23 protein-coding genes and 1 riboswitch are annotated in these 22,425 nt (G+C 30.7%); of the genes, 2 read left to right on the top strand and 21 right to left on the bottom strand.

Annotation, left to right across the window (positions count from 1 at the left end):
• Positions 1 to 37 precede the first annotated feature (37 nt).
• Positions 38 to 112: riboswitch (cyclic di-GMP riboswitch) on the bottom strand.
• A 148-nt stretch (positions 113 to 260) separates the two neighbouring features.
• The 20 genes from DWZ53_RS02055 to DWZ53_RS02155 form a co-directional block, all read right to left on the bottom strand.
• The gene (locus tag DWZ53_RS02055; RefSeq protein WP_118431515.1) at positions 261 to 2,126 is read right to left on the bottom strand and encodes a fructose-specific PTS transporter subunit EIIC; all 1,866 of its coding nucleotides are present in this window, start codon (positions 2,124 to 2,126) and stop codon (positions 261 to 263) included.
• A gap of 91 nt (positions 2,127 to 2,217) precedes the next feature.
• On the bottom strand, positions 2,218 to 2,733 hold the full coding sequence (locus DWZ53_RS02060) for a DUF5662 family protein (protein WP_118431517.1): 516 nt from the start codon (positions 2,731 to 2,733) through the stop codon (positions 2,218 to 2,220).
• Positions 2,702 to 3,307: an SMC-Scp complex subunit ScpB gene (scpB, locus tag DWZ53_RS02065; protein WP_118431519.1), complete on the bottom strand. Its 606-nt coding sequence runs from the start codon at positions 3,305 to 3,307 to the stop codon at positions 2,702 to 2,704. The genes DWZ53_RS02060 and scpB overlap by 32 nt, the downstream gene beginning before the upstream one ends.
• On the bottom strand, positions 3,300 to 4,031 hold the full coding sequence (locus DWZ53_RS02070) for a segregation/condensation protein A (protein ID WP_118431521.1): 732 nt from the start codon (positions 4,029 to 4,031) through the stop codon (positions 3,300 to 3,302). Before DWZ53_RS02070 ends, scpB begins: the two co-directional genes overlap by 8 nt.
• A 36-nt stretch (positions 4,032 to 4,067) precedes the next feature.
• Positions 4,068 to 4,409: a helix-turn-helix domain-containing protein gene (locus tag DWZ53_RS02075; protein WP_118431523.1), complete on the bottom strand. Its 342-nt coding sequence runs from the start codon at positions 4,407 to 4,409 to the stop codon at positions 4,068 to 4,070.
• 85 nt (positions 4,410 to 4,494) lie between these two features.
• Positions 4,495 to 5,760, bottom strand: coding sequence for a spore germination protein (locus tag DWZ53_RS02080; RefSeq protein ID WP_233541810.1), 1,266 nt, complete (start codon positions 5,758 to 5,760; stop codon positions 4,495 to 4,497).
• On the bottom strand, positions 5,757 to 6,107 hold the full coding sequence (locus tag DWZ53_RS02085; RefSeq protein WP_118431527.1) for a SpoVA/SpoVAEb family sporulation membrane protein: 351 nt from the start codon (positions 6,105 to 6,107) through the stop codon (positions 5,757 to 5,759). The genes DWZ53_RS02080 and DWZ53_RS02085 overlap by 4 nt, the downstream gene beginning before the upstream one ends.
• Positions 6,104 to 7,108: a stage V sporulation protein AD gene (locus tag DWZ53_RS02090; protein ID WP_118431529.1), complete on the bottom strand. Its 1,005-nt coding sequence runs from the start codon at positions 7,106 to 7,108 to the stop codon at positions 6,104 to 6,106. Before DWZ53_RS02090 ends, DWZ53_RS02085 begins: the two co-directional genes overlap by 4 nt.
• Positions 7,086 to 7,529: a stage V sporulation protein AC gene (spoVAC, locus tag DWZ53_RS02095; RefSeq protein ID WP_118431531.1), complete on the bottom strand. Its 444-nt coding sequence runs from the start codon at positions 7,527 to 7,529 to the stop codon at positions 7,086 to 7,088. Before spoVAC ends, DWZ53_RS02090 begins: the two co-directional genes overlap by 23 nt.
• A gap of 61 nt (positions 7,530 to 7,590) precedes the next feature.
• Complete coding sequence (locus DWZ53_RS02100; protein WP_118431533.1) at positions 7,591 to 8,403, bottom strand: folate family ECF transporter S component; 813 nt, start codon at positions 8,401 to 8,403, stop codon at positions 7,591 to 7,593.
• A 488-nt stretch (positions 8,404 to 8,891) separates the two neighbouring features.
• Positions 8,892 to 10,508 (bottom strand): folylpolyglutamate synthase/dihydrofolate synthase family protein, encoded by a 1,617-nt coding sequence (locus DWZ53_RS02110; RefSeq protein ID WP_118431535.1) that lies wholly within the window; start codon positions 10,506 to 10,508, stop codon positions 8,892 to 8,894.
• A gap of 53 nt (positions 10,509 to 10,561) precedes the next feature.
• The gene (locus DWZ53_RS02115; RefSeq protein WP_118431537.1) at positions 10,562 to 10,888 is read right to left on the bottom strand and encodes a cyclic-di-AMP receptor; all 327 of its coding nucleotides are present in this window, start codon (positions 10,886 to 10,888) and stop codon (positions 10,562 to 10,564) included.
• Between the two features lie 62 nt (positions 10,889 to 10,950).
• Positions 10,951 to 12,123 carry a deoxyguanosinetriphosphate triphosphohydrolase family protein gene (locus DWZ53_RS02120; protein ID WP_118431539.1) on the bottom strand — a complete coding sequence of 391 codons (1,173 nt, stop codon included), beginning with the start codon at positions 12,121 to 12,123 and terminating at the stop codon, positions 10,951 to 10,953.
• Positions 12,124 to 12,176: 53 nt separating this feature from the next.
• Positions 12,177 to 13,463 (bottom strand): TrkH family potassium uptake protein, encoded by a 1,287-nt coding sequence (locus DWZ53_RS02125; protein ID WP_233541811.1) that lies wholly within the window; start codon positions 13,461 to 13,463, stop codon positions 12,177 to 12,179.
• 155 nt (positions 13,464 to 13,618) lie between these two features.
• Complete coding sequence (trkA, locus tag DWZ53_RS02130) at positions 13,619 to 14,980, bottom strand: Trk system potassium transporter TrkA (RefSeq protein WP_118431541.1); 1,362 nt, start codon at positions 14,978 to 14,980, stop codon at positions 13,619 to 13,621.
• Between the two features lie 162 nt (positions 14,981 to 15,142).
• Positions 15,143 to 15,808 carry a TrkA family potassium uptake protein gene (locus DWZ53_RS02135; protein ID WP_118431543.1) on the bottom strand — a complete coding sequence of 222 codons (666 nt, stop codon included), beginning with the start codon at positions 15,806 to 15,808 and terminating at the stop codon, positions 15,143 to 15,145.
• An 11-nt stretch (positions 15,809 to 15,819) separates the two neighbouring features.
• A complete protein-coding gene (locus tag DWZ53_RS02140) occupies positions 15,820 to 17,223 on the bottom strand; it encodes a TrkH family potassium uptake protein (RefSeq protein ID WP_118431545.1) in 1,404 nt (467 codons plus the stop codon).
• Between the two features lie 63 nt (positions 17,224 to 17,286).
• Complete coding sequence (locus DWZ53_RS02145; protein WP_199589035.1) at positions 17,287 to 17,838, bottom strand: manganese efflux pump MntP family protein; 552 nt, start codon at positions 17,836 to 17,838, stop codon at positions 17,287 to 17,289.
• Positions 17,829 to 19,403 carry an NAD(P)/FAD-dependent oxidoreductase gene (locus DWZ53_RS02150; RefSeq protein WP_118431547.1) on the bottom strand — a complete coding sequence of 525 codons (1,575 nt, stop codon included), beginning with the start codon at positions 19,401 to 19,403 and terminating at the stop codon, positions 17,829 to 17,831. The genes DWZ53_RS02145 and DWZ53_RS02150 overlap by 10 nt, the downstream gene beginning before the upstream one ends.
• On the bottom strand, positions 19,397 to 20,476 hold the full coding sequence (locus tag DWZ53_RS02155; protein WP_118431549.1) for an NAD(P)/FAD-dependent oxidoreductase: 1,080 nt from the start codon (positions 20,474 to 20,476) through the stop codon (positions 19,397 to 19,399). Before DWZ53_RS02155 ends, DWZ53_RS02150 begins: the two co-directional genes overlap by 7 nt.
• A 133-nt stretch (positions 20,477 to 20,609) precedes the next feature.
• On the opposite strand from DWZ53_RS02155, the gene DWZ53_RS02160 reads away from it, so the two are divergent.
• Both DWZ53_RS02160 and DWZ53_RS02165 read left to right on the top strand, forming a co-directional pair.
• A complete protein-coding gene (locus DWZ53_RS02160) occupies positions 20,610 to 21,341 on the top strand; it encodes a YebC/PmpR family DNA-binding transcriptional regulator (protein WP_118431551.1) in 732 nt (243 codons plus the stop codon).
• Entirely contained in the window at positions 21,328 to 22,017 is a 690-nt protein-coding gene (locus DWZ53_RS02165) for an MBL fold metallo-hydrolase (RefSeq protein WP_233541812.1), read from the top strand. Before DWZ53_RS02160 ends, DWZ53_RS02165 begins: the two co-directional genes overlap by 14 nt.
• A 35-nt stretch (positions 22,018 to 22,052) precedes the next feature.
• Here the strand turns inward: DWZ53_RS02165 and DWZ53_RS02170 are convergent, their stop codons facing one another.
• Entirely contained in the window at positions 22,053 to 22,424 is a 372-nt protein-coding gene (locus DWZ53_RS02170) for a VOC family protein (protein ID WP_118431555.1), read from the bottom strand.
• Position 22,425: the final 1 nt, after the last annotated feature.

Below are 22,425 nucleotides of genomic sequence, written 5' to 3' on the forward strand. Positions count from 1 at the left end.
GCTCCTTCCCTAAAAAAAAACCAGCCACAATCTTACTGATTGCAACTGGCTGTCTTAGTAAGACCCTATAGTTTTGCGTCACTACCTTGCGATAGCTTTGCCGTTTAATTACGATTAACTTATCTATACATATTTATCTTGTATAGACATAATAACATTGTCTTTTTAAAAAAGCAATACATAAAATACAAAAAAATTAAATAATATTGTTATAATCAACATAATTTTATGTTTTTAAACAAAAAAAAGAAAATTCCAGATTAAGAATTTTCTTTTTTCGATTTAAGAACAAGTAATAAAAGCGAACCAATCACCGTTCCTGCAAGAATAGAAATTAAATATTGTAACGGATAATCAACCATCCAGATTAAAAATAATCCACCATGTGGTGAAGCAATACCACAATTAAAATACATAGATAATCCACCTGTTATTGCAGCACCAATACAACAAGCTGTTAAAACAGTTTGTGGATTTTCTTGCATGAAAGGAATCGCTCCTTCAGAAATAAATGAAATACCATTGATATAATTCATTAAAGCTTCTTTTCTTCTTCCAGACCATTTATTTTTCTTTAATGTAGCAGTTAAAGCAATTACAAGTGGAGGTACCATTCCTCCTGCCATAATAGCTGCCATCGTTGTATAATCATGATTAATAATCATACCAATACCAAATACATAAGCCGTTTTATTAATAGGTCCACCCATATCAATAGCCATCATCATACCTAGTACAGCCCCAAAAAGAATCTTAGTTGGTGTATTAATTTCAAATTGATAAACTAAATTTAAAATACCATTATGTACATAATATAAATAAGGATTTAAAAAGATCATCACTAACATCACTACTCCAGTAGAAATCACTGGATGTAATAATGATGCTTCAATACCTTTTAAACATGATGGTAAATAACTTAATAATTTCTTCAATAATAAAGAGAAATATCCAGCAATAAAACCAGCTATAATACCGACGAATAATGAAGGTACAAAAGTTCCATTCCATGTAGGAATCGTATTTACTGCCATTCCTTGACAAACAATAAGCCCTCCCATAAATCCTGATACCATCGCAGGACGATCAGCAATACTGTCAGCGATATAACCACTTAAAACAGGAATAATCATTAACATTAATAATTGATAAATCATCGCTAAAACTGATAGTAGCGTACTATTCGCTAAAGCGTTTTGACATAAATGAAGAACACCATATAAGACTCCTCCAGCCACTGCAAAAGGTAAAGCATGAGAAACACCATTCATTAAATGTTTATAGAAAATACGAATAGGGTTGATTTTTTCTTTTTCATTTTGTCCATGATGATAAATCACACCTTCTTGATTCATTGCTTTTTTAACTAATTCTTCAGCTTTAGAAATACCATCTTTAACAGGTACTTGAATCACATTTTCCCCTTCAAAACGAGCCATTTCTACCTTTTTATCAGCAGCAACAATAATAGCTTTACAATGATCAATATCATCTTGAGTCAGTCCATTTTTAACTCCTTCTTGACCATTTGTTTCTACTTTAATGGAAATATTTAATTTTTCTCCTGCTTGATTTAAAGCTTCAGCTGCCATAAAAGTATGAGCAATTCCCGTTGGACAAGCTGTCACTGCTAAAACATCAGGATGAACTTGTTGTTTAACTTCTGTTTTTTCATTTTCTTTTTCATCAATTAATTGTTTAAACGCTTCTTTAGAAGGAGCCTGAATTAGTGCTTGTCTAAATGATTCATCCATTAATAAAGTAGATAATTTAGCTAAAGCTTGTAAGTGAACTCCTCCTGCTTCTTTTGGCGCAGCAATCATAAAAAACAAATAAGTAGGCTGTCCATCTAAGGCTTGAAAATCTAACCCTTCTTTTACAACCATGGCTCCTAAGGCAGCTTGTGCTACTCCTTCACTTTGACCATGAGGGATAGCAACACCATCACCAATACCTGTTGTACTTTGTTGTTCTCTTTGTAATACACTTTCTTTATATTTTTCTTTATCATTTAAACACCCTGTTTGATCTAATAAATCAACCATATGTTCTATTGCTTCTTGCTTAGAAGAAACATGAGGTTGAAGATCAATAGCGTCTATATTTAATAACTCTGTAATTTTCATAATCTTCTCCTTTAACTAGGTATATGATAAACAAATTCATCATTTCTTACAAGATATTCTCTTTATAAAATAAAAAAGAATCAAATGATTCTTATAAGTATCTTTCTTTTATGTAAGCAATCGTTTCATCAAGATTACTATTAGCTAAATGTTCTAACATATCTTTAATCATGGCATCTGTTTCAGGATGCATAACATAATAATCATGCGTTTTTAAATAATAATCTAATGGTGCACTGTTATCGAAATCTTTGCCACGATAGACTAATGTTGCAGCAACCCGATCACAAAACATTTCAACGACATAGCGATCAGGCATTCTTGCCGCTGTCACTCCTTGATGAGAAAAGTCAACCCAATATTCCCAATGATGTTTATTACGGCCTTTATGATGCAACCAGGCTGAAGAATAACCTATTGTCTCTCTTTCTATAGAATTAGGAGAACGAGTTCCGCACCAATATTTTGCTCCAGTTTTTAATTCAGTATAGGAATACTTAGATAAATCATGAAGCAAACCTTGTTTATATAAACCACAACGAAAACAAAGTTTTGTTACATAATATTTATGTTTATTAATTGTCTTTAGATGATTCAGTAGTTTCATCATCTTCACCTACTTCTTCTCGATAACGTGTACTAAAAATATCTTCATCTGTTTCTGTTTCAATGATATCTCCTAGTTCAGGAAGTTCGTCTAATGAAGTTAAAGAAAAAGCATCCATAAACTCATCCGTTACTCCATATAAAATAGGTAGTCCTGGTGTTTCTTCTCTTCCTACTTCCTTAATTAATGCCTTAGCAATCAATTTTCTTATCATCGCATCACAACCTACACCACGAATATCTTCAACTTTAGCGCGGGTAATAGGCTGATTATAAGCAATAATAGCCAAGGTTTCTAAAGCAGCATTAGATAAACTGGCTTTGGATTGTTCTACAAGTTTTTGAAAATACATCACATATTCACTATTTGTTGCTAATTTATAACGTCCTCCAAAATCAACAACTTGAATTCCATGAAAACCTCGTCTTTGATAATGTTCTATAAATTGATCCATAGCTTGAACAGCTTCTTTTTTAGAGATTTCTAAGACTTGTGCTAGCTCTTTTATATCAATGCCTTCATCCCCTCTTAAATAAAGCATTCCTTCAATAATATCAAACATTCTATTATTCATATTTTCCCTCCACATAAATATCATCAAATAGATCATTTTGAATGATTTCTAATTCGTGATCTTTAGCTAACACCAACACTGAAAGAAAAGTAACAATGAAATAATAACGATCTGCGCGATCAAATAATTCTTCTAATTTTACTTTCTTTTGAACTCTTTGTTTTAAAAACTCACGAATTTCATCTGATCTTTGATCAATAGAAATATCTTTACGTGAAATATGCGTATCTAAAGGCTTTAATAAAGCCTTTCGTTGAAACATCTTTTGCATTGCTTTCATTAAATCATACACTTCTAAATGATCTGGAATCATTGTAGAAGTATCGACCACATATTCTTCCATATCATCAGCTGGTTTAATATACATTGTTTGACGCTGTTCATATTTTTCTTTCAGTTCATCTAAAACGTCTTTATAACGTTTATATTCAATTAATCTTCTAATCAATGCTTCACGAGGATCTTCTTGATATTCATCTTCAATTTCTACCTTAGCTTTAGGTAACAACATCTTACTTTTCATTTCAATCAAATCTGCCGCCATGACTAAATACTCAGACATGATTTCAAGTTGTGAGGATTCCATCATATGAATATACTCTAAATATTGATCAATAATCACTGATAATTCAATTGTTTGTAAATCCATTTCCTTTTCTTTAATTAGATGTAACAATAAATCCAAAGGACCTTGAAAATCATCTAAAATAATTTGATATTCCATGATTTCACCCCATTTGTCGTCATTATATCATAAAATTTAAGATTCCTCCATGAGTAATCTTTCATAATAATTTTGCTTTTTAAATTCGGCTATCATTTTAAAAATAAGCTCTTTTTGATCACTTTTTAAATCTGAAACATCTACACTTTGACTCACTTCTTCACCTTCATGATGTTCCTTTAAAAAATAATCAACTTCTACATAAAATAAAGCAGCCATACTTTCTAATACATCTAATGAGGGTTTACGATTTCCTTTTTCATAAGCAGAAATTAATGATTTACTGACATGTAATTGATTTGCTAATTCTACTTGTGACATTTCAAATTCTAAACGCATATCTAAAATATTTTTACCTATTATTTGTCCTGATACCATTTGCGCTCACCTTCTTTACACAATGCATAAATTCTAACAAATAATGACATATTCGTAAATAAAAAAGTAAAATCTTCAATAGATTTTACTTTTCTTGTTTAGGTTTACGAATTAAAAATTGTCCTAATTTCTTACCATCAAAAGGAATAAGAGGATAAAGATAAGAAAAACCAAAAGGCCTTAAATAAATCAAAAAACCATACATCACAATTTGAAAAAGAATAAAACCAATAATACCAAATAATCCTACAAGAATAATCATGACAATCTTTAAATACTTATTCGTAAGTGACAATTCATAATTAGGTGTAGCAAAACCACAAACATTCCCAATCGCACAATATAAAAGTATCTCTGCTGAAAACATACCTAAATCAATTGCAAATTGTCCAAGTAATACAGCAGCAATCATCCCCATCGCATTACTAATAGAATCAGGTGTATGAATCGTTGCAATCCTCAACAATTCAATTGCCAGTTCTACTAATAAGATTTGATATACTTTGGTTAAATTCATTGATGAAAGTAACATCCAAATAGGCACTAAATACAAAGAAAGAAAAACAGATGCACAACGAATCAAACGAATACAAGTACCAATAATCGGTGTTTGCCGATGTTCTTCAACATGTTCTAAAATTTCAAATAATGTCGTCGGTAGCATCATCACAGAACTTGATGTATCACAAATAATCGCAATATAACCATGCATAATATGGGTAGCCACAATATCTGGTCTTTCACTATATCGTACTAATGGGAAAGGATTGTAACCTTGATCAAAGATCAACTCTTCTAAAGCTCGATCAGACATAATTAAATCATCATTTTTTAAATTTTTAATACGATGTAGGATTTCATCTAACATTGTTTGATCTACCCGACTTTTTAAATAACAAACACAAATATCCATTTTATTATAAATACCTACTGATTGTTTATCCATAACTAAATCTAAAGTTCTAATTCTTCTTCTAATAAGTCCTACACAATTAAGTAAAGTTTCATTAAATCCATCTTTACTCCCTCTTACTGATTTTTCAGTATCCGGTTGTTCAATTGAACGACTAGGAAAATGTCTAGTATCTAAAACATAGACATGTTGACCATCTTTAACTATGGCACAGCCACACAATAAATCATACTGATAAACTTCAGGATTATTTTCTTCTTTAACATCTCCATTATTTAAACAATCTTTTAAAGTTTCTCCCCGATCATTGACAATTCCTTCAACCAAATAAGCAATTAAATCATCACTGCATAGACTTGATACATAATCAACCTCAATTTTACGGCCACGATAATCAAGATACCTTTGATTAAGATCAAAAGATGGATTCTTCATCATGATTTAGGTTTAACCAATACTGCCACTAAAAAAGCAAATAAGATTGCTGAAGAAATACCGGCCGCCGTTAAATCAAACATTCCCATACTTAATCCAAAAATACCAAACTTCTCTGTAGCAGCTAAAGCACCATGCATTAAAGAATGTCCAAAACTTGTAATCGGAAGAAGTGCCCCAGCACGAAAAATTTTTACTAACTGATCATAAATATGAAACAAATCTAAAAATGAACCAATGACAACAAATAAACTCGTAATATGTCCCGGTGTCCATTTTGTATATTCATAAATCAGTTGTCCTAGTGCACAAACAAAACCACAAAAAACAAAAGCCAGTAAAAAATTCATGAAGCCACCTCCAAAACAAAACCATGACAAACACAAGGAATCGTTAGTTTTTGATTAACCATCACTGGATTTAAAAGCGCCCCCGTTGCGAGTAATAAAACACGACGATATTTTCCTGCTAGCATTTTTTGATAGATATAGCCAAAAGTCACAAGTCCTGAACATACGGGACCACTTCCACCTTGATTAACGGCTTGTTTTTTATCATATAATAAACAACCACAATCATCATAATATTTATAATGAAGATGTTCTTCATTTAACATATCTTCAAAAATACTTTTACCAGCTTGCGATAAATCACCAGTTAAAATCAAATCATAATCAATTCCTTGACGATGAAGATCTTTCATATGTTGTTTATAAGTATCATAGGCTGCTGGCGCCATAGCTCGAGGCATATCATTAGGGTCATCTTGCATATAATCAACAACTTTACCTAGAGTTACCGCAGTAATTTTAATTTTAGATGGTTTTAAACCTAAATGAACTGCTACAGCACCAGTTCCTGTAAAAGTCATCGTTTCCCTTCTTTGAATACCATATTCGTTGGGATAACGAAATTGTCTTTCAGCCGTAGCATTATGACTAGCAGTAAAACTGATTGCCTGATTAATGACATGATTTTCAATCATCAAACTAGCTTGAATAATAGCTAATGCAAGGGTTGAACAAGCACCATATAAACCTATTGTTGGTCTTTTTAAAAAGGGTGCTAAATAATAAGTTGTTGCAAGCTGATTATTCAAATCACCACCATAGTATAAATCTATCGCTTCTTTTTTTACTTTAGATTTTTTTAACACTAATGCAATAGCATCTTGAAGCATGGCTATTTCTGCTTGTTCATAACTTTTATAACCTAAATGATAATCTTGATAAGCTTGATCAAAATAAGCTCCTAAGGGTCCTTGATGTTCTAAAGGACCGACTGTTGTTGCACAATTTTGAATATAGACATTTTCTAAAAGAAAAGAATTACCAGAAATAACCGATGACATAACGAATTCCTCCTAAAATAAATGACGAGACGATACCAAACATAATCACACAGCCACCTAACTTAAAAATATTAGCCCCAATTCCAGTAACCAATCCTTCACTTTTTCCTTCCATTGCACTCGAAGTCATCGCATTAGCAAATCCAGTAATTGGAATAAAGGTTCCAGCACCACACTTTGCCCCCAATCGATCATAAATACCTAAACCTGTTAAAATAGAGGCTATTAAAACCATTGTAATAATCATCAAAGGTGTTGCCTCTTTTAAAGATATATCAAATATATATTGATAGAAGCACAAAATCAGTTCTCCAATAATCCCAATGATTCCTCCTGAAAAAAAAGCCATCAAAGTATGATTGAGGATATGTTTTTGAGGTTGATGACTATTTGCTACCTTATTATATTTTTCTATATTCATCTTCTTCATCTCCATTTATAGCATGGACATATTTAAACAGAATAAACAAAAAAATTGGATGTTAATCCAATTTTAATGTTCTTGATATTATATGATAAACTGTGTTAATCACAATGATACTCACTGGTATCATAACACAGGCTTTTAACATTCTAAGAAACGATGATGCAAAAAATGGTATACCATACATCACATCTAACCAGTAAGGAGTTAAAACAAAAGTAACGACTAAATCAATTAAAATAACTGACATCACAACTAAATTAAATTGATGATACTCCTTAGCAGATATTTTCTTTTTATAAAAATACATCGCTAAAAATATAACAATAATCAATAACCATACAACGGCAATAATAGTTATTTTCATTGACGATGTAATAACAAAGACTTGATCAGAGATTGTTACTTTATTTAAGAAAACCACATAAAGCGAAGCAGCCAAAGCAATAATACTCATCCCTGCATAAACAATTTTATCAATCTTTGTTTCCCATTTTTCCCCCACTAAATTTTGTTTTAAAAAACATGGAATTAAGGTTTGTAAAATGGCATTTAAAGTAAAGCCAAAAAATGGAAATCCTCCTGCATTAGCAAGAATTAAACCTAATCCATCTGTTGCCAAAGCAACAATATAACAATAACCTGGTTTTAATGTTAAACCAGCAACAATTAATGGAAACACTTCTAAGGTAATCTTAAAACTTGGAAAACCTAAGAAAGGTACCATAATAGCTAAACGTTTTAACACAATGGATAAAACGACCAGTAATGCTCCAAGCACCATTTGCTTGACATCACTTTTCATCGGATATTTGTAAAAAACAAACACCCCAATCAAAACGATTAAAATTCCTAAAATAATCTGAATCATTGTTTGATTGCTACAATTTAAATCAATCTTTCCTGCTTCGTCCTCTTTTCTAGTCCACAGGCGTTAATTCCGATCAATGACCGTACATGATTGCTACTTTAAAAAGTAGACTCCCCCTTTTTCTAATATTATATACAAATTGTATACAATCGACATCATACTACAAAAAAAGGATAAAAACAAGATAACCCTTGAAAATATCCCATTATTCACCTATACTCTTATTTTCTTCATTAAAAAGATCAAGTATATATTCTGCATTTTCAGCCCATAAACCGTTTTCTACTTGGGTTAATGTTTTGTATGTCCTTGAACCATAAAATCTTCCAACAGCTTCCTCAAAATCTATATGCTCCTGTTCTTATAAAAGATTAATCACTCTATGAATTTGAATACATACATTCATTGTAATATCCTGCCCATTAAAATAATAAATATCTTGCATGATAACTAAGCCTCCTTACATATTGTAAACATTTTAATGGCTTTTACTTTAATTCTTTAGATACCCTTTCTTTTGTTTGTAAATATTGTCTTACTTGACTAATAAAATAAAGTGAACCCGTAATAAAAACTGTTCCTTGATGACAAAACGCTTCATCTACAGCTTTTTTAAAATCTGTTTCAATCTTGACTGGATAATCTTTAGCTAAATCCTTAGCTGTTGTACCACGAGGATGAGGAAACTGAGTAATAGTTAAATCATCTGTTAAAGTTAACAATTGTTCAATCATATGATTTGTATCTTTATCTTTTAAAGCACTAAAAACAATTTTAATATCTTGGTATTTTTTAGCTCCCTCTACAAAACGGGCAATTCCTTCTTTATTATGTGCACCATCTAAAATAACTAAAGGGTGTTCATGAATCTTTTCAAAACGTCCTGGCCAAGAAGCTTCATATAATCCCTTAAGTAATGTTTCTTTACTAAACTGATAATCATTATGTTCTTTTAAATATTCAAGTACACTTATCGCAAGCATACTATTATCAACTTGATAAAGAGCTGGCGTATTTAAAACAATATGTAAATCATGATAATCATAACTTACTTGATAACCATCTTGCATATTTTGTACTTGAGGAACTTGAATAAGCTTACTATGATGCTTTTTACATACTTCTTTAAAAACATCTAAACATTCTGCTTTTCTTTCCCCTGTAATATAATCAATTCCATCTTTAACGATTCCTGCTTTATTATAGGCAATACTTTGATAAGTATGTCCTAAATAATCGACATGATCCATACCAATGTTGGTATTAACAGCTACAAGTGGTCTAATAATATTCGTAGCATCTAAACTACCACCTAAACCCACTTCAAAAATAGCCAAATCGACACCTTGTTCAATAAAATACATCAAAGCAATAAAGACTTCAATTTCAAACATACTAATTTCATATTTTAGCCATAAATCAACATAACGATTAGCAAATCTTACCATCGTTGCATCATCAATAAATTGATTTTGTACTCTAATAATATCTAATCTTGAATACATTGCTGGCGAAGTAAATGTTCCTACTTTATAACCACTATCTTGTAATACTTCTCTTATATAGTTTGTAGTAGAACCTTTACCATTTGTCCCACCAATATGAACACAATTTAAAGCTAATTGTGGATTATGTAAAGCTTGCATATAATGTTTAAAGTTATCTAAACTATAAACCCGATCTTTTTGACTCGCTATAAAGTGACAGACTTGTTCATAGCTATCAAAACGTTTTTTAGTTTCTCTTGTATAATGAACTTGGTTTTGTTCTTGAACAAAACCAAATTGTTTATATAATGATATATCTGATGTTTGATATATTGCATATAAATCAATTGTTGTCAAATCAAGCGCTACTTGTAATAATTCTTTTTTTGACAGTTCATTACCTAGTAAAAAATGAATAAAACCTGTTTTCATATTTAAAGAGATCATTCCCCCTTGATCATCTAAATATGTAAGTACAGTAGTATGTATGTAGTATTCTTTGTTGTTGTATTTCATCCATTGTTTTTTTACTGTTTCATCATTTGTACTATCAAGTTGTTTATTGACTAATACTATGGCTTGTTGCCAATTTTTTTTATTTAATAATTTTATCCCCATTTTTATCACCTTTTCTATTATATATGAAAAAAAGTAGCTAACGCTACTTTTTATTAGAATTTTTCAAAACGATCAACATCAACAACAAATACTGTTGCTCCACCTACTAAAACATCTACCATAATTGGAGTAAAGAATTCTCCCATTTCTGTTGGTGGTACTGTTGGTTCTTTTTCCACTCTTTTTTTAGAATGTTCTTTTATAATATTAATGACTTCATCTACCTTTTCATGATTTGTTCCAATAAAGAAAGTTGTATTTCCTTTCTTTAAAAATCCCCCTGTTGTTGATAGTTTTGTAACAAAATATCCAGCTTCAGTTAAAGCACCTTGTACTGAAGAACTATCATCTGAATTAACAATCGCAATAATGAGTTTCATAAAAGTAACCTCCTATCTTTACTTTATTGTAACACGAATTGCTGTCCTTGAATACAAACTTATTAAAGTTTTTCATCATGATGGATTGGTAAAAACAATCTTTGATATTCACTTAAAACATAACTATCCGTCATTCCCGAAATATAATCACTCACAATTAAAGCAGGATCATTTTTTTGATATGTTGGTAACATTTTATGAACATAACGACAAATGGGTGAGTCTTCACCGGATACAAGTTGGTCATAATAAACATGATATAGTTCTTTAATCATTCGTTCAAGTTTAATATTTTCTTGTAATAAAATAGGATGATGATGAACATGCGTTGTTAAAAAATCTAACAATGCACTTAAAGCATCGAAAACTTCACTAGAAAATCTAAGATAAGGCTTTTGATAACTGTGAATCACCAAATCCCCTATAAGTTTATTAATAATACTTTTATTATCATTACCAATAACTTGTGTTATTGATTCAGGCAGATCACTTCTTTCAATGATACCTACCGTAATTGCATCTTCAATATCTTTACCAATATAAGAAATCACATCAGAAATTCTTACTACACAACCCTCTAAAGTCATGGGTCTAATCTTCAAGCTGGTTCCTTCTTGATGCCAACAGTCTTCATATTCTTGCCAAAACTGAGCTACATTTTTATCTAAATCAGGCACATATTTTTTAGAGAGCATTTCACCATTATGACATAAAATACCATCTAATACTTGTAAGGAAACATTATAACCGATACCTTCTCGTTCTAAAAACAAAATATTTCTTACACTATTTGCATTATGACAAAAATAACCAAACCCTTTTTCTTGTAATAATTCATTAAGTACTTTTTCACCAATATGTCCATAAGGAGCATGACCTAAATCATGACCTAAAGCAATGGCTTCTAATAAATCTAAATTAAGATTTAAACCTCTACCTATTTGTCTAGCAATACGACTTACCCATTGAACATGAATGGATCTTTTAGAAATATGAGCATTCCTAAAAAAAGATAAAGCTTGAGTTTTATCAACATATCTTTGATATGATTTACAATATAAAATACGATCAATATCTTCTTCATATGGCCAACGAATATCAAATTCATCATGAGGTTTGATTGTATTTTTTACTTTAATACATTGACTATTCTTGGTTGCATACTTAGATAAACCATCATCATATTTTTTCGTCAATCTTAAAGTATTTTTAATAATATATTCTTCATTTTTCATGATTTCACCTACTTCATCATATGCTTATTTTAACCCATTTATCATTATCTATACTATTTACGCCATGTACTTGGGGCAAACAATAAAAGCATTGGGAAAATTTCAAGTCTTCCTGCTAACATATCAAAAGAAAGAACAAGTTTAGAAATATCTGATAATGATGAGAAATTTCCTACTGGTCCAACAACATTCATTCCTGGACCCACATTATTTAAACATGTCGCAACTGCAGAAAAAGCACTTGTAAAATCAATTTTAAAAAAAGATAAAATAAGTAAAGAAATAACAAAGATAATCAAATAAATAACTAAATAACCATGAATAGAACGAATAACACCTTGATCTATGGGCTGATTTTCAAATTTTATAGTTTGAACACTGTGAGGATGTAAAGATTGTTTTAACTCTCTTTTAGCATTTTTAAAATACATCACAATTCTTGATATTTTGATTCCTCCACCAGTAGAACTAGAACACGCTCCTACAAAAATTAATATTAAAATAACCATTTGTGATAAAAGTGGCCATTTATCATAATCACATACAACAAAACCAGTTGTTGTAATGGTTGAACCAACTGTAAAACTTGAATAGCGAATAGCATCTAATATATTATTATACATTGGTAAAATATTGATGGTAATAATAATGATAGCAATTAAAATAACACCTAAATAATAATGCAATTCTTCACTTCTTAAAGCATCTTTAATCTTACCAATTAAAACAAAGTAAAATAAATTAAAGTTAATACCAAATAAGATCATAAAGATGGTAATAACCCAATCAAAATAAGCACTATGATAAGCAGCAATGCTGGCATTCTTAATAGCAAAACCACCTGTACCTGCCGTACCAAAGGCATTAAGTAAACTATCAAATAAAGACATTCCTCCAGCCAATAGTAAAATTACTTCAATAAAAGTCATGGCTGCATAAATAACATATAAAATACGTGCTGTCGCGCGAACTTTAGAAACCAGTTTACCTACAACCGGTCCAGGAACTTCAGCTTTTAAAATATGCATTGATCTTCCCGAAGCAATCGGTACAAAAGCAATGACAAAAACCAAAATTCCCATACCACCTATCCAGTGTGAAAAACTACGCCAAAACAAACTTGTATGACTCAAGGCTTCAACGTTAGTTAAAATAGAGGACCCCGTCGTAGTAAAACCAGAAACCATCTCAAAGAAAGCATCAATATAATGAGGAATTTCATGTGTTAAGACTAAAGGCACAGCACCAAGGGCAGAAATTAAAATCCAGCTTAACGCTACAATAACAAATCCTTCACGAGCATAAATATTTTTTTTCTTAGGGGGCTTTCTTGAAATCATAACTCCTAAAATGAAAGCAATCACACCAATGATTCCATAATATACACCTTGATTTTCATGATAAATCAAGGTGTATATTATGGAATCATCATTAATAATCCCGTTAAAGATAATAATTTACCTATTACAAAAACAATCATTCTTCTATTCATAGCTTAACCTCTTAAAATATCGCTCAGTGTTTTCATTGTTTCACCACGTGAAACTACAATCACACTGTCATCTAATTCAATTGTGGTGTCCCCTTTAGGAACAATAACATCTCTACCCCTACATATTGCAGCAATTAATACATGTTCTTTCACTTTCATTTTATTAATTGGTTTATGTAAATATTTAAATTTATTTGTTACTTTAAATTCTATCGCTTCTACTTCACCATCAACAATCTTATAAAGTGTTTTGACACACGAATCATCATCTTTATTCACTTTTGCACGGACATAACGAATAATTTGACTCGCTACAATCTTTTTAGGAGCGACAATACTATCAACTGTCAAGATATCAGATAAACTTGTATAGTTCATTCTTGTTACTTTCGCAATGGTCTTTTTATTAAATAACTTTTTAGCTTGTAAAGATAAAACAATATTTTCTTCATCTAATCCTGTTAACGCTAAAATAGCATCACAGCGTTCAATACCTTCTTCCTGTAATAATTCTTCATCACTTCCATCACCATGAATAATAGTTGCATAGGGTAATTTCTGTGCTAATTGTAAACATCTGTTTGCATCTTTTTCAATAATTTTAACTTTAATTCCTTGAACACTGAGTAATCTCGTTAAATAAAAAGCAATTTTTCCCCCACCAATAATCATCACATTTTTAATTCGGCTTGTCGTCACACCAATATCTAAGCATAAATGTGATAAATCTTGATGCGTTCCCGTAATAAATAAATGGTCACCTTCTTTGACTACATAATTACCATCAGGAATAATCACATTTTCATTATGGCTAACTGCACAAACTAAAATATTCGTTTTCGTAATAAAATGTAAATTATTCAAAGCAAGACCAACTAAATGACTATCAGATTCAACAATAAACTCTACTAATTCCACTTTACCTTGAGAAAATGTATCTACTTTCGTTACTGAAGGAAATGATAAAGCACGTCTTATTTCATGTGCTGCTTCTAATTCTGGATTGATAATCATTGAAAATCCTAATTCATTACGCATAAATTCACGTTGTGAAGAATAATCTGGATTTCTTACACGGGCAATCGTATGTCTTGTTCCCATTCTTTTTGCCATTAAACCAGCTAAAATATTGAGTTCATCTGAAGCCGTAACACATATAATTAAATTGGCATCTTGAGCTCCTGCTTCTTGTAAAATATCATAAGAACCACCATTACCAACTACCCCTATTACATCATATAAATTAACAACTTCTTCTACTTTTTTAGCATTTTGATCAACAACAATAATATCATGATCCTCGTTTGCCATATGACCAATTAAAGTCTTACCGACTTTACCAGCCCCTAGAACAATGATTTTCATAAAAATACAGCCTTCCTTACTCTATTTGTATTTTACTTTCATTGTATATATATTTCAACATTGTTAACCATATCTTAACGTTATATGACTGCCAATGAAAAAATAAATTTTATTCATTATAACAAAAAAAATTACTTACAAAAAAAGATAGCTTTTGCTATCTTAATCTGTCATATAGTCAAATCTTTCTAGTTCATGTGTTATACCAAGTACTAAAAAATGATCTCCCTTTTGAATAATATATTCAGGATCAATATTAAGTACTAAATGATCATCACCGGCGTGTTTAATACCAATAACATTCATGTTATAAACACGACGAATATTTAAATCAATGAATTTTTTATCAAGCCATTGATGTGGTGCATTAATTTCAATAATCGAATGATCATCATCTAACTCAACTAAATCAACAATATTCTTTCTCAGTAATGACTTAGCAATACGGGTACCCATTTCTTTTTCAACACGTACCACACGATCAGCACCAATCTTTTGTAGAATTTGCATATTAGGTTTATTTTTAGCCTTTGCTACGATATAGGATGCTCCTAAATCTTTTACATTCATTGTCGCTAAAACAGCTGCTTCAAAATGATTTCCAACGCCAATAATAACAGCATCAAAATCACCTATACCTAATTCTTCTAATTCTTCACGATCAGTAATATCACCAACAACCGCTTTAGTTACACGATCAGCTACCCTTTCAACACAACGTACATCTTTATCTACTGCTAATACTTCACAACCTAAATCCGTTAAAGTTGTGGCTACCGTAGAACCAAATACTCCAAGTCCTAATACAGCAAATTGTTTTCCCTTCATTATGCTCTCTCCTATCCTAATAATATATGTCCATCTGAATACATAATTTCTTTTTTACCATCATGCATATTTGACTTACGGGCAAAAGAAATCACCATTGTAATTGGTCCAATACGACCAATAAACATTAAAATCATAATAACAATTTTACCCACTATTGTAAGTTGTGGAGTAAGTGAAGCACTTAATCCCACTGTTGCAAAAGCCGATACACATTCAAAAACAATATCAATAAATGGAGCTTGCTCACTTATTGATAAAATAAATATTCCCACAAAAGTGATCATTAAAGAAATAAACATAATAGTAAATGCTCTTAATATCACATGTTTGGGTATTCTTCTAGAAAAGACCGTTATTTCTTTTCGACCACAATAAACATGATAAACTAACAAAATGGCTATCGCAAAAACCACTGTTTTAATTCCTCCTGCTGTTCCAGCTGGAGAACCACCTATAAACATCACAATGGACATCATGAGTTTTGTTGCATCATTTAAACAATCCATTGGTACACTTGCAAACCCTGCTGTTCTTAAAGTGATAGATTGGAATAATGAGGCAAGGAATTGATCAAATGGTGATAGATTCCCTATCGTTTTTGGATTATTCATTTCACATAGAAAAAAGACAACAGCAGCAAATACAATCAAAAATGAAGTCATCGTCAATACAATTTTACTATGTACTGTCAGTGTCTTAAACAGCGGACGACGATTTTGATGACGACATTTAAAATACTTCTTTATTTTATCAGCTAAGTCAAACCAGACAATAAAACCTAATCCTCCTGCAACAATTAAAAAATCTATCGTTAAATTGACTATCATATTATTTTGATAAGGCATCATTGACTGACTTCCTAACACGTCAAATCCCGCATTACAAAAAGCTGAAACAGAATGAAAAATACCAAAATAAATGCCTTTGATCCAACCATAACGACTAATAAACTGACTTGATAATAAAATAGCACCGATAGCTTCCACCCCAAAAGTAAAACATAATACTTTTTTGATAAAGTGAGGTAATTTATTCATGGAACTTTGATTTAAAGCTTCTTGTAATACGATTTTACTATTTAAAGTGAGCTTACGCTTAATTTTAATTAATAAAATATATAGAAAAGTTAAAAAACCTAATCCTCCTATTTGAATCATAATCATAATGACAATTTGACCAAACAAGGTATACTGCTGAGCTGGTACAACCGTGACAAGTCCGGTTACACATGTTGCTGAAACCGCAATAAACAAATGATTGATATAACTTGTTGATGTTTTTGCATTAGCAATAGGTAAAGATAAAAGCAATGATCCTACAAAGATGACACCTAAAAAGCTTAATGCAATCTGTCTTGTTGGTAACATATGATTTTGTTTTTTAACTTTTGAAATAACAGATTCAGCTATCATTTTCCTTCCTCCAATGACTATATCATATACCAATCACACAAATTAAACAAATACAATTTATTTTTAAGAAAAGAAATGATCAATTAAGACTTTAAAAGACAAAATAATCAAAATAATACCGCCTAAAAAAACAGCATGATTTTGAAATCTTTTTCCAATAAATGTACCTACATAACTTCCCATCATACAAACCAGAAAGGTTGTTAAACCAATTAAAATCACAGATAAATAAAGATGAACTTCTAAAAAAGCAAAAGTAACACCAATTGCTAAAGCATCTATACTTGTAGCAAGAGCAAGTAAAGTCAAAGACTTCCATTCAATAATAAATTGATTTTGACTTTCTTGTTCAAAAGATTCTTTAATCATATTTAAACCTAAAATAAATAATAGAATAAAAGCAACATAATGATCTATTTTAGCAATTTTATCAGCAAATAAACATCCTAAATGATAACCAATAAAAGTCATCATAGCTTGAAAAAAGCCAAAATAACTCGTAATAAATAATCTTTGATAAAGAAAAAGCGATGGCATCATGCCATAAATCATAGATACAGCACAGGCGTCCATCGCTAATGATAAACCAATAAAAATCAGTTCAATTATTGACACTTATCATTTCCCCTCATTAACATTTCACTACATTTTAAACCATCAATTGCACTTGACATAATTCCTCCAGCATATCCAGCACCTTCACCGATTGGATAAATTCCTTCAATATTACTTTGATAATCTTGATGACGTTCAAAGCGTACTGGAGCAGAACTTCTAGATTCTACACCTAATAATAAAGCATTGGATGTAAAACCAGAAAACTTTTGATTCATTAAGGCTAAGCCTTCTTTTAAATTCTTATTCAAGAAGCTTGGAAATAATTCGTTTAATGGGGCATATTTAATTCTTTTTACACTGCATTCAACATCTTCTTCATTAAAAGTATCATTTAAATAGTCCTCTACTTTTTGTACTGGTACCGAATAATCTTTACCACCTAAAATAAAAGCCTGATGTTCTAATTGACGTTGAAAAGCAATTCCAGCTAAAGGATGATCATCTTTAAAATCACTAGGATTGACTGTCACTAAAATAGCACTATTAGCAAACTTTCCATCACGTTTATAATTAGACATACCATTAACAACAACACTTTCTATTTCACTTGATGCGTTCATCACTTCACCACCTGGACACATACAAAAACTATAAACACCTCTACCTTCACTCGTTTTAACAGCTAACTTATAATCAGCAGCTTTTAAAGCAGGATGATTGGCAAAACGACCATATTGATGTTCATTAATAAATTGTTGTAGATGTTCAATTCGTAAACCAACCGCAAAAGCTTTCGCATCCATATTGATACCTTTTTGATAAAGCATTTGATATGTATCACGAGCACTATGCCCTATTGCTAAAACAAGTTGGTCAACCGGCATGACTTTCATTTCATTATTTTGTTTCATAACAATACTTTCGATTTTATTATTTTCAATATTGATATCAGTTAAAGTTGTTTCAAATAAAACTTCTCCTTGATGATTAATAATATATTCACGCATATTTTTAACAACTTCAATTAAAACATCTGTTCCAATATGTGGTTTATTTAGATACAAAATATCATCATGAGCACCATGTTTAACAAAAGTTTCTAAAATAAAACGGGCACGATGATCTTTAACTCCCGTTGTCAATTTACCATCAGAAAAAGTACCAGCGCCTCCTTCCCCAAATTGAACATTACTTTGTATATTAAGTTTTCCGGTATTTAAATAAGTATCAATATCTTTTTTTCTTTGATCAACCGGTTTTCCTCTTTCAATCAAGGTTACTTTTTGACCACTTCTCGCTAGATTATAGGCACAAAACAAACCAGCCGGACCACTCCCTACAACAACTACTTTTTGATGATTTGGTTTTAAAAGTGGATAATGATAATCTTTAACCACAGTTAATTTCTTTTTAGGATTATTTTTGATAACTTGCGCTTCATTTTCAGTTTCAAATGTAAAAGCACAATTAAAATGAACATGATTTTTTCTTCTAGCATCAACGCCTTGTTTAACTAATTTGACATGATGAATCTTTGATTTTCTAAGATTCAACATAGATGCAATCTTTCCTTTATAATCATGTTGATCTAAATCTATACTTACATCACTTATTTTTAACATATTTCCTCCTTGATTGCCCTTGCCACATATTCGCCACTAGCAAAAGCAAAATGTAAATTATATCCACCACAATCACCATCAACATCTAAAGCTTCACCAATAACATAAATACCAGGATACTTTTTTAATTGTAGATGATGGTCTATTTCATCTAAAGAAACTCCCCCATGACATACTTGGGCATGTTTCATACCGTGACTCTTTTCTACTTTAAAAGATAAATCTTTAATATTAAGTTGCTTTTCAATGATTACTTTAGCCACTTTTTCATGATAAAGTCCTTCAATTTGATAATCTTTCAACAAAGATAAATCATATTCAGGTAATAAATCCAAATGAATAACTGGCTGTTTCAAACGATAAATATGTCTAGATAATTGCATAATACAAATTCCTGATAAGCCATAATCAGTAAATAAAACTTCACCAGATACTTCATCTATTTTTTTATTATGATCATATAAAGAAGCTTTGCATTTGACCCGTTGTCCTTTTAATGATTTATAAACCGGCTTCGTTTCTAATTGCACTAAACTTTCTTTAAAAGGAATAATTTTAATTGAAAAATCTTTTAACATATCTAAATTATGGACACCTGATAGTTCACTGGCTGGTGAACCACTAGCAATAATAACTTTATCACCGTAATATGTTCCTTGATTGGTTTTAACTTCATACTGATTATTTTTGATAATTTGATAAACTGTACAGTCAGTAATAATAGAAACATCCTTTAAAGCACTTAACAATGTATTTTTAACAGTTAAACTAGATAAAGAATAAGGATAAATGAGCTCATGGTCATATCTAACCATCATTTTATTCTTTTTAAAAAATTCAACAACATCAAATTCTTTAACAATCTTTGTAATTAAAGGATGGTTTGTATTATAGTGATCCATTGTAATGGGAGTATGTGAGAGATTACAACGCCCATTTCCGCTGGCTAAAACCTTTCTTGCGAGTTTACTTGCCTGATCTAAAATAATCACATCATAATTATCACTTTGTGATAATATTCCAGCAGCGACTAAACCACTAGCACCTCCGCCAACAACAATAATTGTTTCCATGATTTCACCCTTTCATTTTTTATCTTGCCTTATTATACTATATTTATATCATTTATAAAATGTCAAACCTTGAAAAAGCATGATGTTAAGAGTATAATTACAAAGTATTTAAGACAATAAGGAGGAATTATATATGGGAAGAGCGCATGAAGTGCGTAAAGTAGCCATGGCTAAAACAGCTGCTGCAAAAGCAAAATTATATTCTCGTTATGGAAAAGAAATCTTTTTAGCAGCAAAAGCAGGAGGAACAGATCCTGATGGTAACTTAGCTTTAAGAAGATTAATCGCTAAAGCAAAAAAAGAACAAGTCCCTGCAGATGTTATTAAACGTGCAGTTGATAAAGTAAAAAGTGGTGCCACTGAAGACTATCAAGAAAAAACTTTTGAAGGATATGGTCCAAATGGTTCAACAGTTATTGTTAAATGTTTAACTGATAATATTAATCGTACTATTTCACAAGTACGTCCTGCTTTTACTAAATCAAAAGCAAAATTAGGAAATGAAGGTTCTGTATCTTATTTATATGATACTTTCTCTATTTTAACTTTTAAAGGATTAGATGAAGAACAAACTTTAGAAGCTTTAATGGAAGGTGATGCAGATTGTCAAGAAATCGAAGCTCATGAAGATGGAACAATCGAATTAACAGGTGCACCTACTGATTTATATAAAATGAAAGATGCTATTGAAGCTGCATGTCCTGATGCTGAATTCGATGTTGAAGAAATTACAACAGCACCTCAAGATTATGTTGAGCTTGAAGGTGAAGATATGGCTCTATTTGAACGTTTAATGAATTTATTAAATGAATGTGATGATGTAGATAAAATCTATCATAACGTTTCAAACTATGAGGGAGAATAATTCTCTCTCTTTTTTTATGAAAGTTACTTATTTATTTAATAGTGGTTTTGTTGTTGAATTAGAAAAACATATTCTCATCTTTGATTATTTTAAAGGAGCCATTGATCATTTAGATCCTCATAAAAAAGTTTATGTCTTTTCTAGCCATCGTCATGAAGACCACTATAATCCTGATATTTTTAACTTCAAGCATCCTTCTATTACCTATATCCTATCCGATGATATTGATCACGATGGTTTTAAAGTTAAGCCTCATCAAACATATCATATAGATGATCTTTCAATTAAAACCCTTTTATCTACTGATGAAGGCGTCGCTTTTGTTGTTAATGTAGAAAATAAAACGATTTACCATGCCGGTGATTTAAACTGGTGGAACTGGGAAGGAGAACCTCAAGACTTTCTAGATGATCAAGAAAGAATCTTTAAACAGGAAATCAATTCCATTAAAGATATTCATTTTGATATCATGATGATTCCTTTAGACATTCGTTTAGAAAATCACGCTAGTGATGGTATGAATTATATTTTAAGTCATATGAAGCCTCACTATGTTTTTCCAATGCATTGTTTTTCTCATCATAAAGAAATGTCTCAACTTCTTAATTTACCACCTCTTAATCAATATTCCATTTTTAAAATAGAAAAGCGTCATCAAATTTGGACATTAAATTAAAACACTTTACCTATTACAGATAAAGTGTTTTTTCATTATTTTTTACTAGGAATGATTTCTAACCAGTAATCATCCGGATCATGAATGAAATACAATCCCATAGCAGTATTTTCAAAACAAATGCATCCCATATCTTGATGTAATTGATGAGCTTGGTCAAAGTCTTCTACTTCAAAACAAATATGACTTTCATTTTCACCTAATTCATATGCTTGAGGATGATCTTTTAACCATGTTAATTCTATTTCAAAATCACTTTGTCCATCATTTAAATAAACAAGTTTAAAACTACCATCACTGGCTTCTTTTTCTCTTACAACTTGCATATTTAAGGCTTTTTTATAAAACTCAATACTTTCATTTAAATTAGTAACATTAATATTACAGTGAATACATCTAAATTTCATA

Origin of the sequence: Coprobacillus sp. AF33-1AC (genome assembly GCF_003475785.1) — a bacterium.
Classification (GTDB): domain Bacteria; phylum Bacillota_I; class Bacilli_A; order Erysipelotrichales; family Coprobacillaceae; genus Faecalibacillus.

Bases quoted from the DNA above. Each gene is read 5' to 3' on its own strand.
- DWZ53_RS02055 (WP_118431515.1), bottom strand. From the start codon at position 2,126: ATGAAAATTACAGAGTTATTAAATATAGACGCTATTGATCTTCAACCT.
- DWZ53_RS02060 (WP_118431517.1), bottom strand. From the start codon at position 2,733: ATGAAACTACTGAATCATCTAAAGACAATTAATAAACATAAATATTAT.
- scpB (WP_118431519.1), bottom strand. From the start codon at position 3,307: ATGAATAATAGAATGTTTGATATTATTGAAGGAATGCTTTATTTAAGA.
- DWZ53_RS02070 (WP_118431521.1), bottom strand. From the start codon at position 4,031: ATGGAATATCAAATTATTTTAGATGATTTTCAAGGTCCTTTGGATTTA.
- DWZ53_RS02075 (WP_118431523.1), bottom strand. From the start codon at position 4,409: ATGGTATCAGGACAAATAATAGGTAAAAATATTTTAGATATGCGTTTA.
- DWZ53_RS02080 (WP_233541810.1), bottom strand. From the start codon at position 5,760: ATGATGAAGAATCCATCTTTTGATCTTAATCAAAGGTATCTTGATTAT.
- DWZ53_RS02085 (WP_118431527.1), bottom strand. From the start codon at position 6,107: ATGAATTTTTTACTGGCTTTTGTTTTTTGTGGTTTTGTTTGTGCACTA.
- DWZ53_RS02090 (WP_118431529.1), bottom strand. From the start codon at position 7,108: ATGTCATCGGTTATTTCTGGTAATTCTTTTCTTTTAGAAAATGTCTAT.
- spoVAC (WP_118431531.1), bottom strand. From the start codon at position 7,529: ATGAATATAGAAAAATATAATAAGGTAGCAAATAGTCATCAACCTCAA.
- DWZ53_RS02100 (WP_118431533.1), bottom strand. From the start codon at position 8,403: ATGATTCAGATTATTTTAGGAATTTTAATCGTTTTGATTGGGGTGTTT.
- DWZ53_RS02110 (WP_118431535.1), bottom strand. From the start codon at position 10,508: ATGGGGATAAAATTATTAAATAAAAAAAATTGGCAACAAGCCATAGTA.
- DWZ53_RS02115 (WP_118431537.1), bottom strand. From the start codon at position 10,888: ATGAAACTCATTATTGCGATTGTTAATTCAGATGATAGTTCTTCAGTA.
- DWZ53_RS02120 (WP_118431539.1), bottom strand. From the start codon at position 12,123: ATGAAAAATGAAGAATATATTATTAAAAATACTTTAAGATTGACGAAA.
- DWZ53_RS02125 (WP_233541811.1), bottom strand. From the start codon at position 13,463: ATGATTTCAAGAAAGCCCCCTAAGAAAAAAAATATTTATGCTCGTGAA.
- trkA (WP_118431541.1), bottom strand. From the start codon at position 14,980: ATGAAAATCATTGTTCTAGGGGCTGGTAAAGTCGGTAAGACTTTAATT.
- DWZ53_RS02135 (WP_118431543.1), bottom strand. From the start codon at position 15,808: ATGAAGGGAAAACAATTTGCTGTATTAGGACTTGGAGTATTTGGTTCT.
- DWZ53_RS02140 (WP_118431545.1), bottom strand. From the start codon at position 17,223: ATGATAGCTGAATCTGTTATTTCAAAAGTTAAAAAACAAAATCATATG.
- DWZ53_RS02150 (WP_118431547.1), bottom strand. From the start codon at position 19,403: ATGTTAAAAATAAGTGATGTAAGTATAGATTTAGATCAACATGATTAT.
- DWZ53_RS02155 (WP_118431549.1), bottom strand. From the start codon at position 20,476: ATGGAAACAATTATTGTTGTTGGCGGAGGTGCTAGTGGTTTAGTCGCT.
- DWZ53_RS02160 (WP_118431551.1), top strand. From the start codon at position 20,610: ATGGGAAGAGCGCATGAAGTGCGTAAAGTAGCCATGGCTAAAACAGCT.
- DWZ53_RS02165 (WP_233541812.1), top strand. From the start codon at position 21,328: ATGAGGGAGAATAATTCTCTCTCTTTTTTTATGAAAGTTACTTATTTA.
- DWZ53_RS02170 (WP_118431555.1), bottom strand. From the start codon at position 22,424: ATGAAATTTAGATGTATTCACTGTAATATTAATGTTACTAATTTAAAT.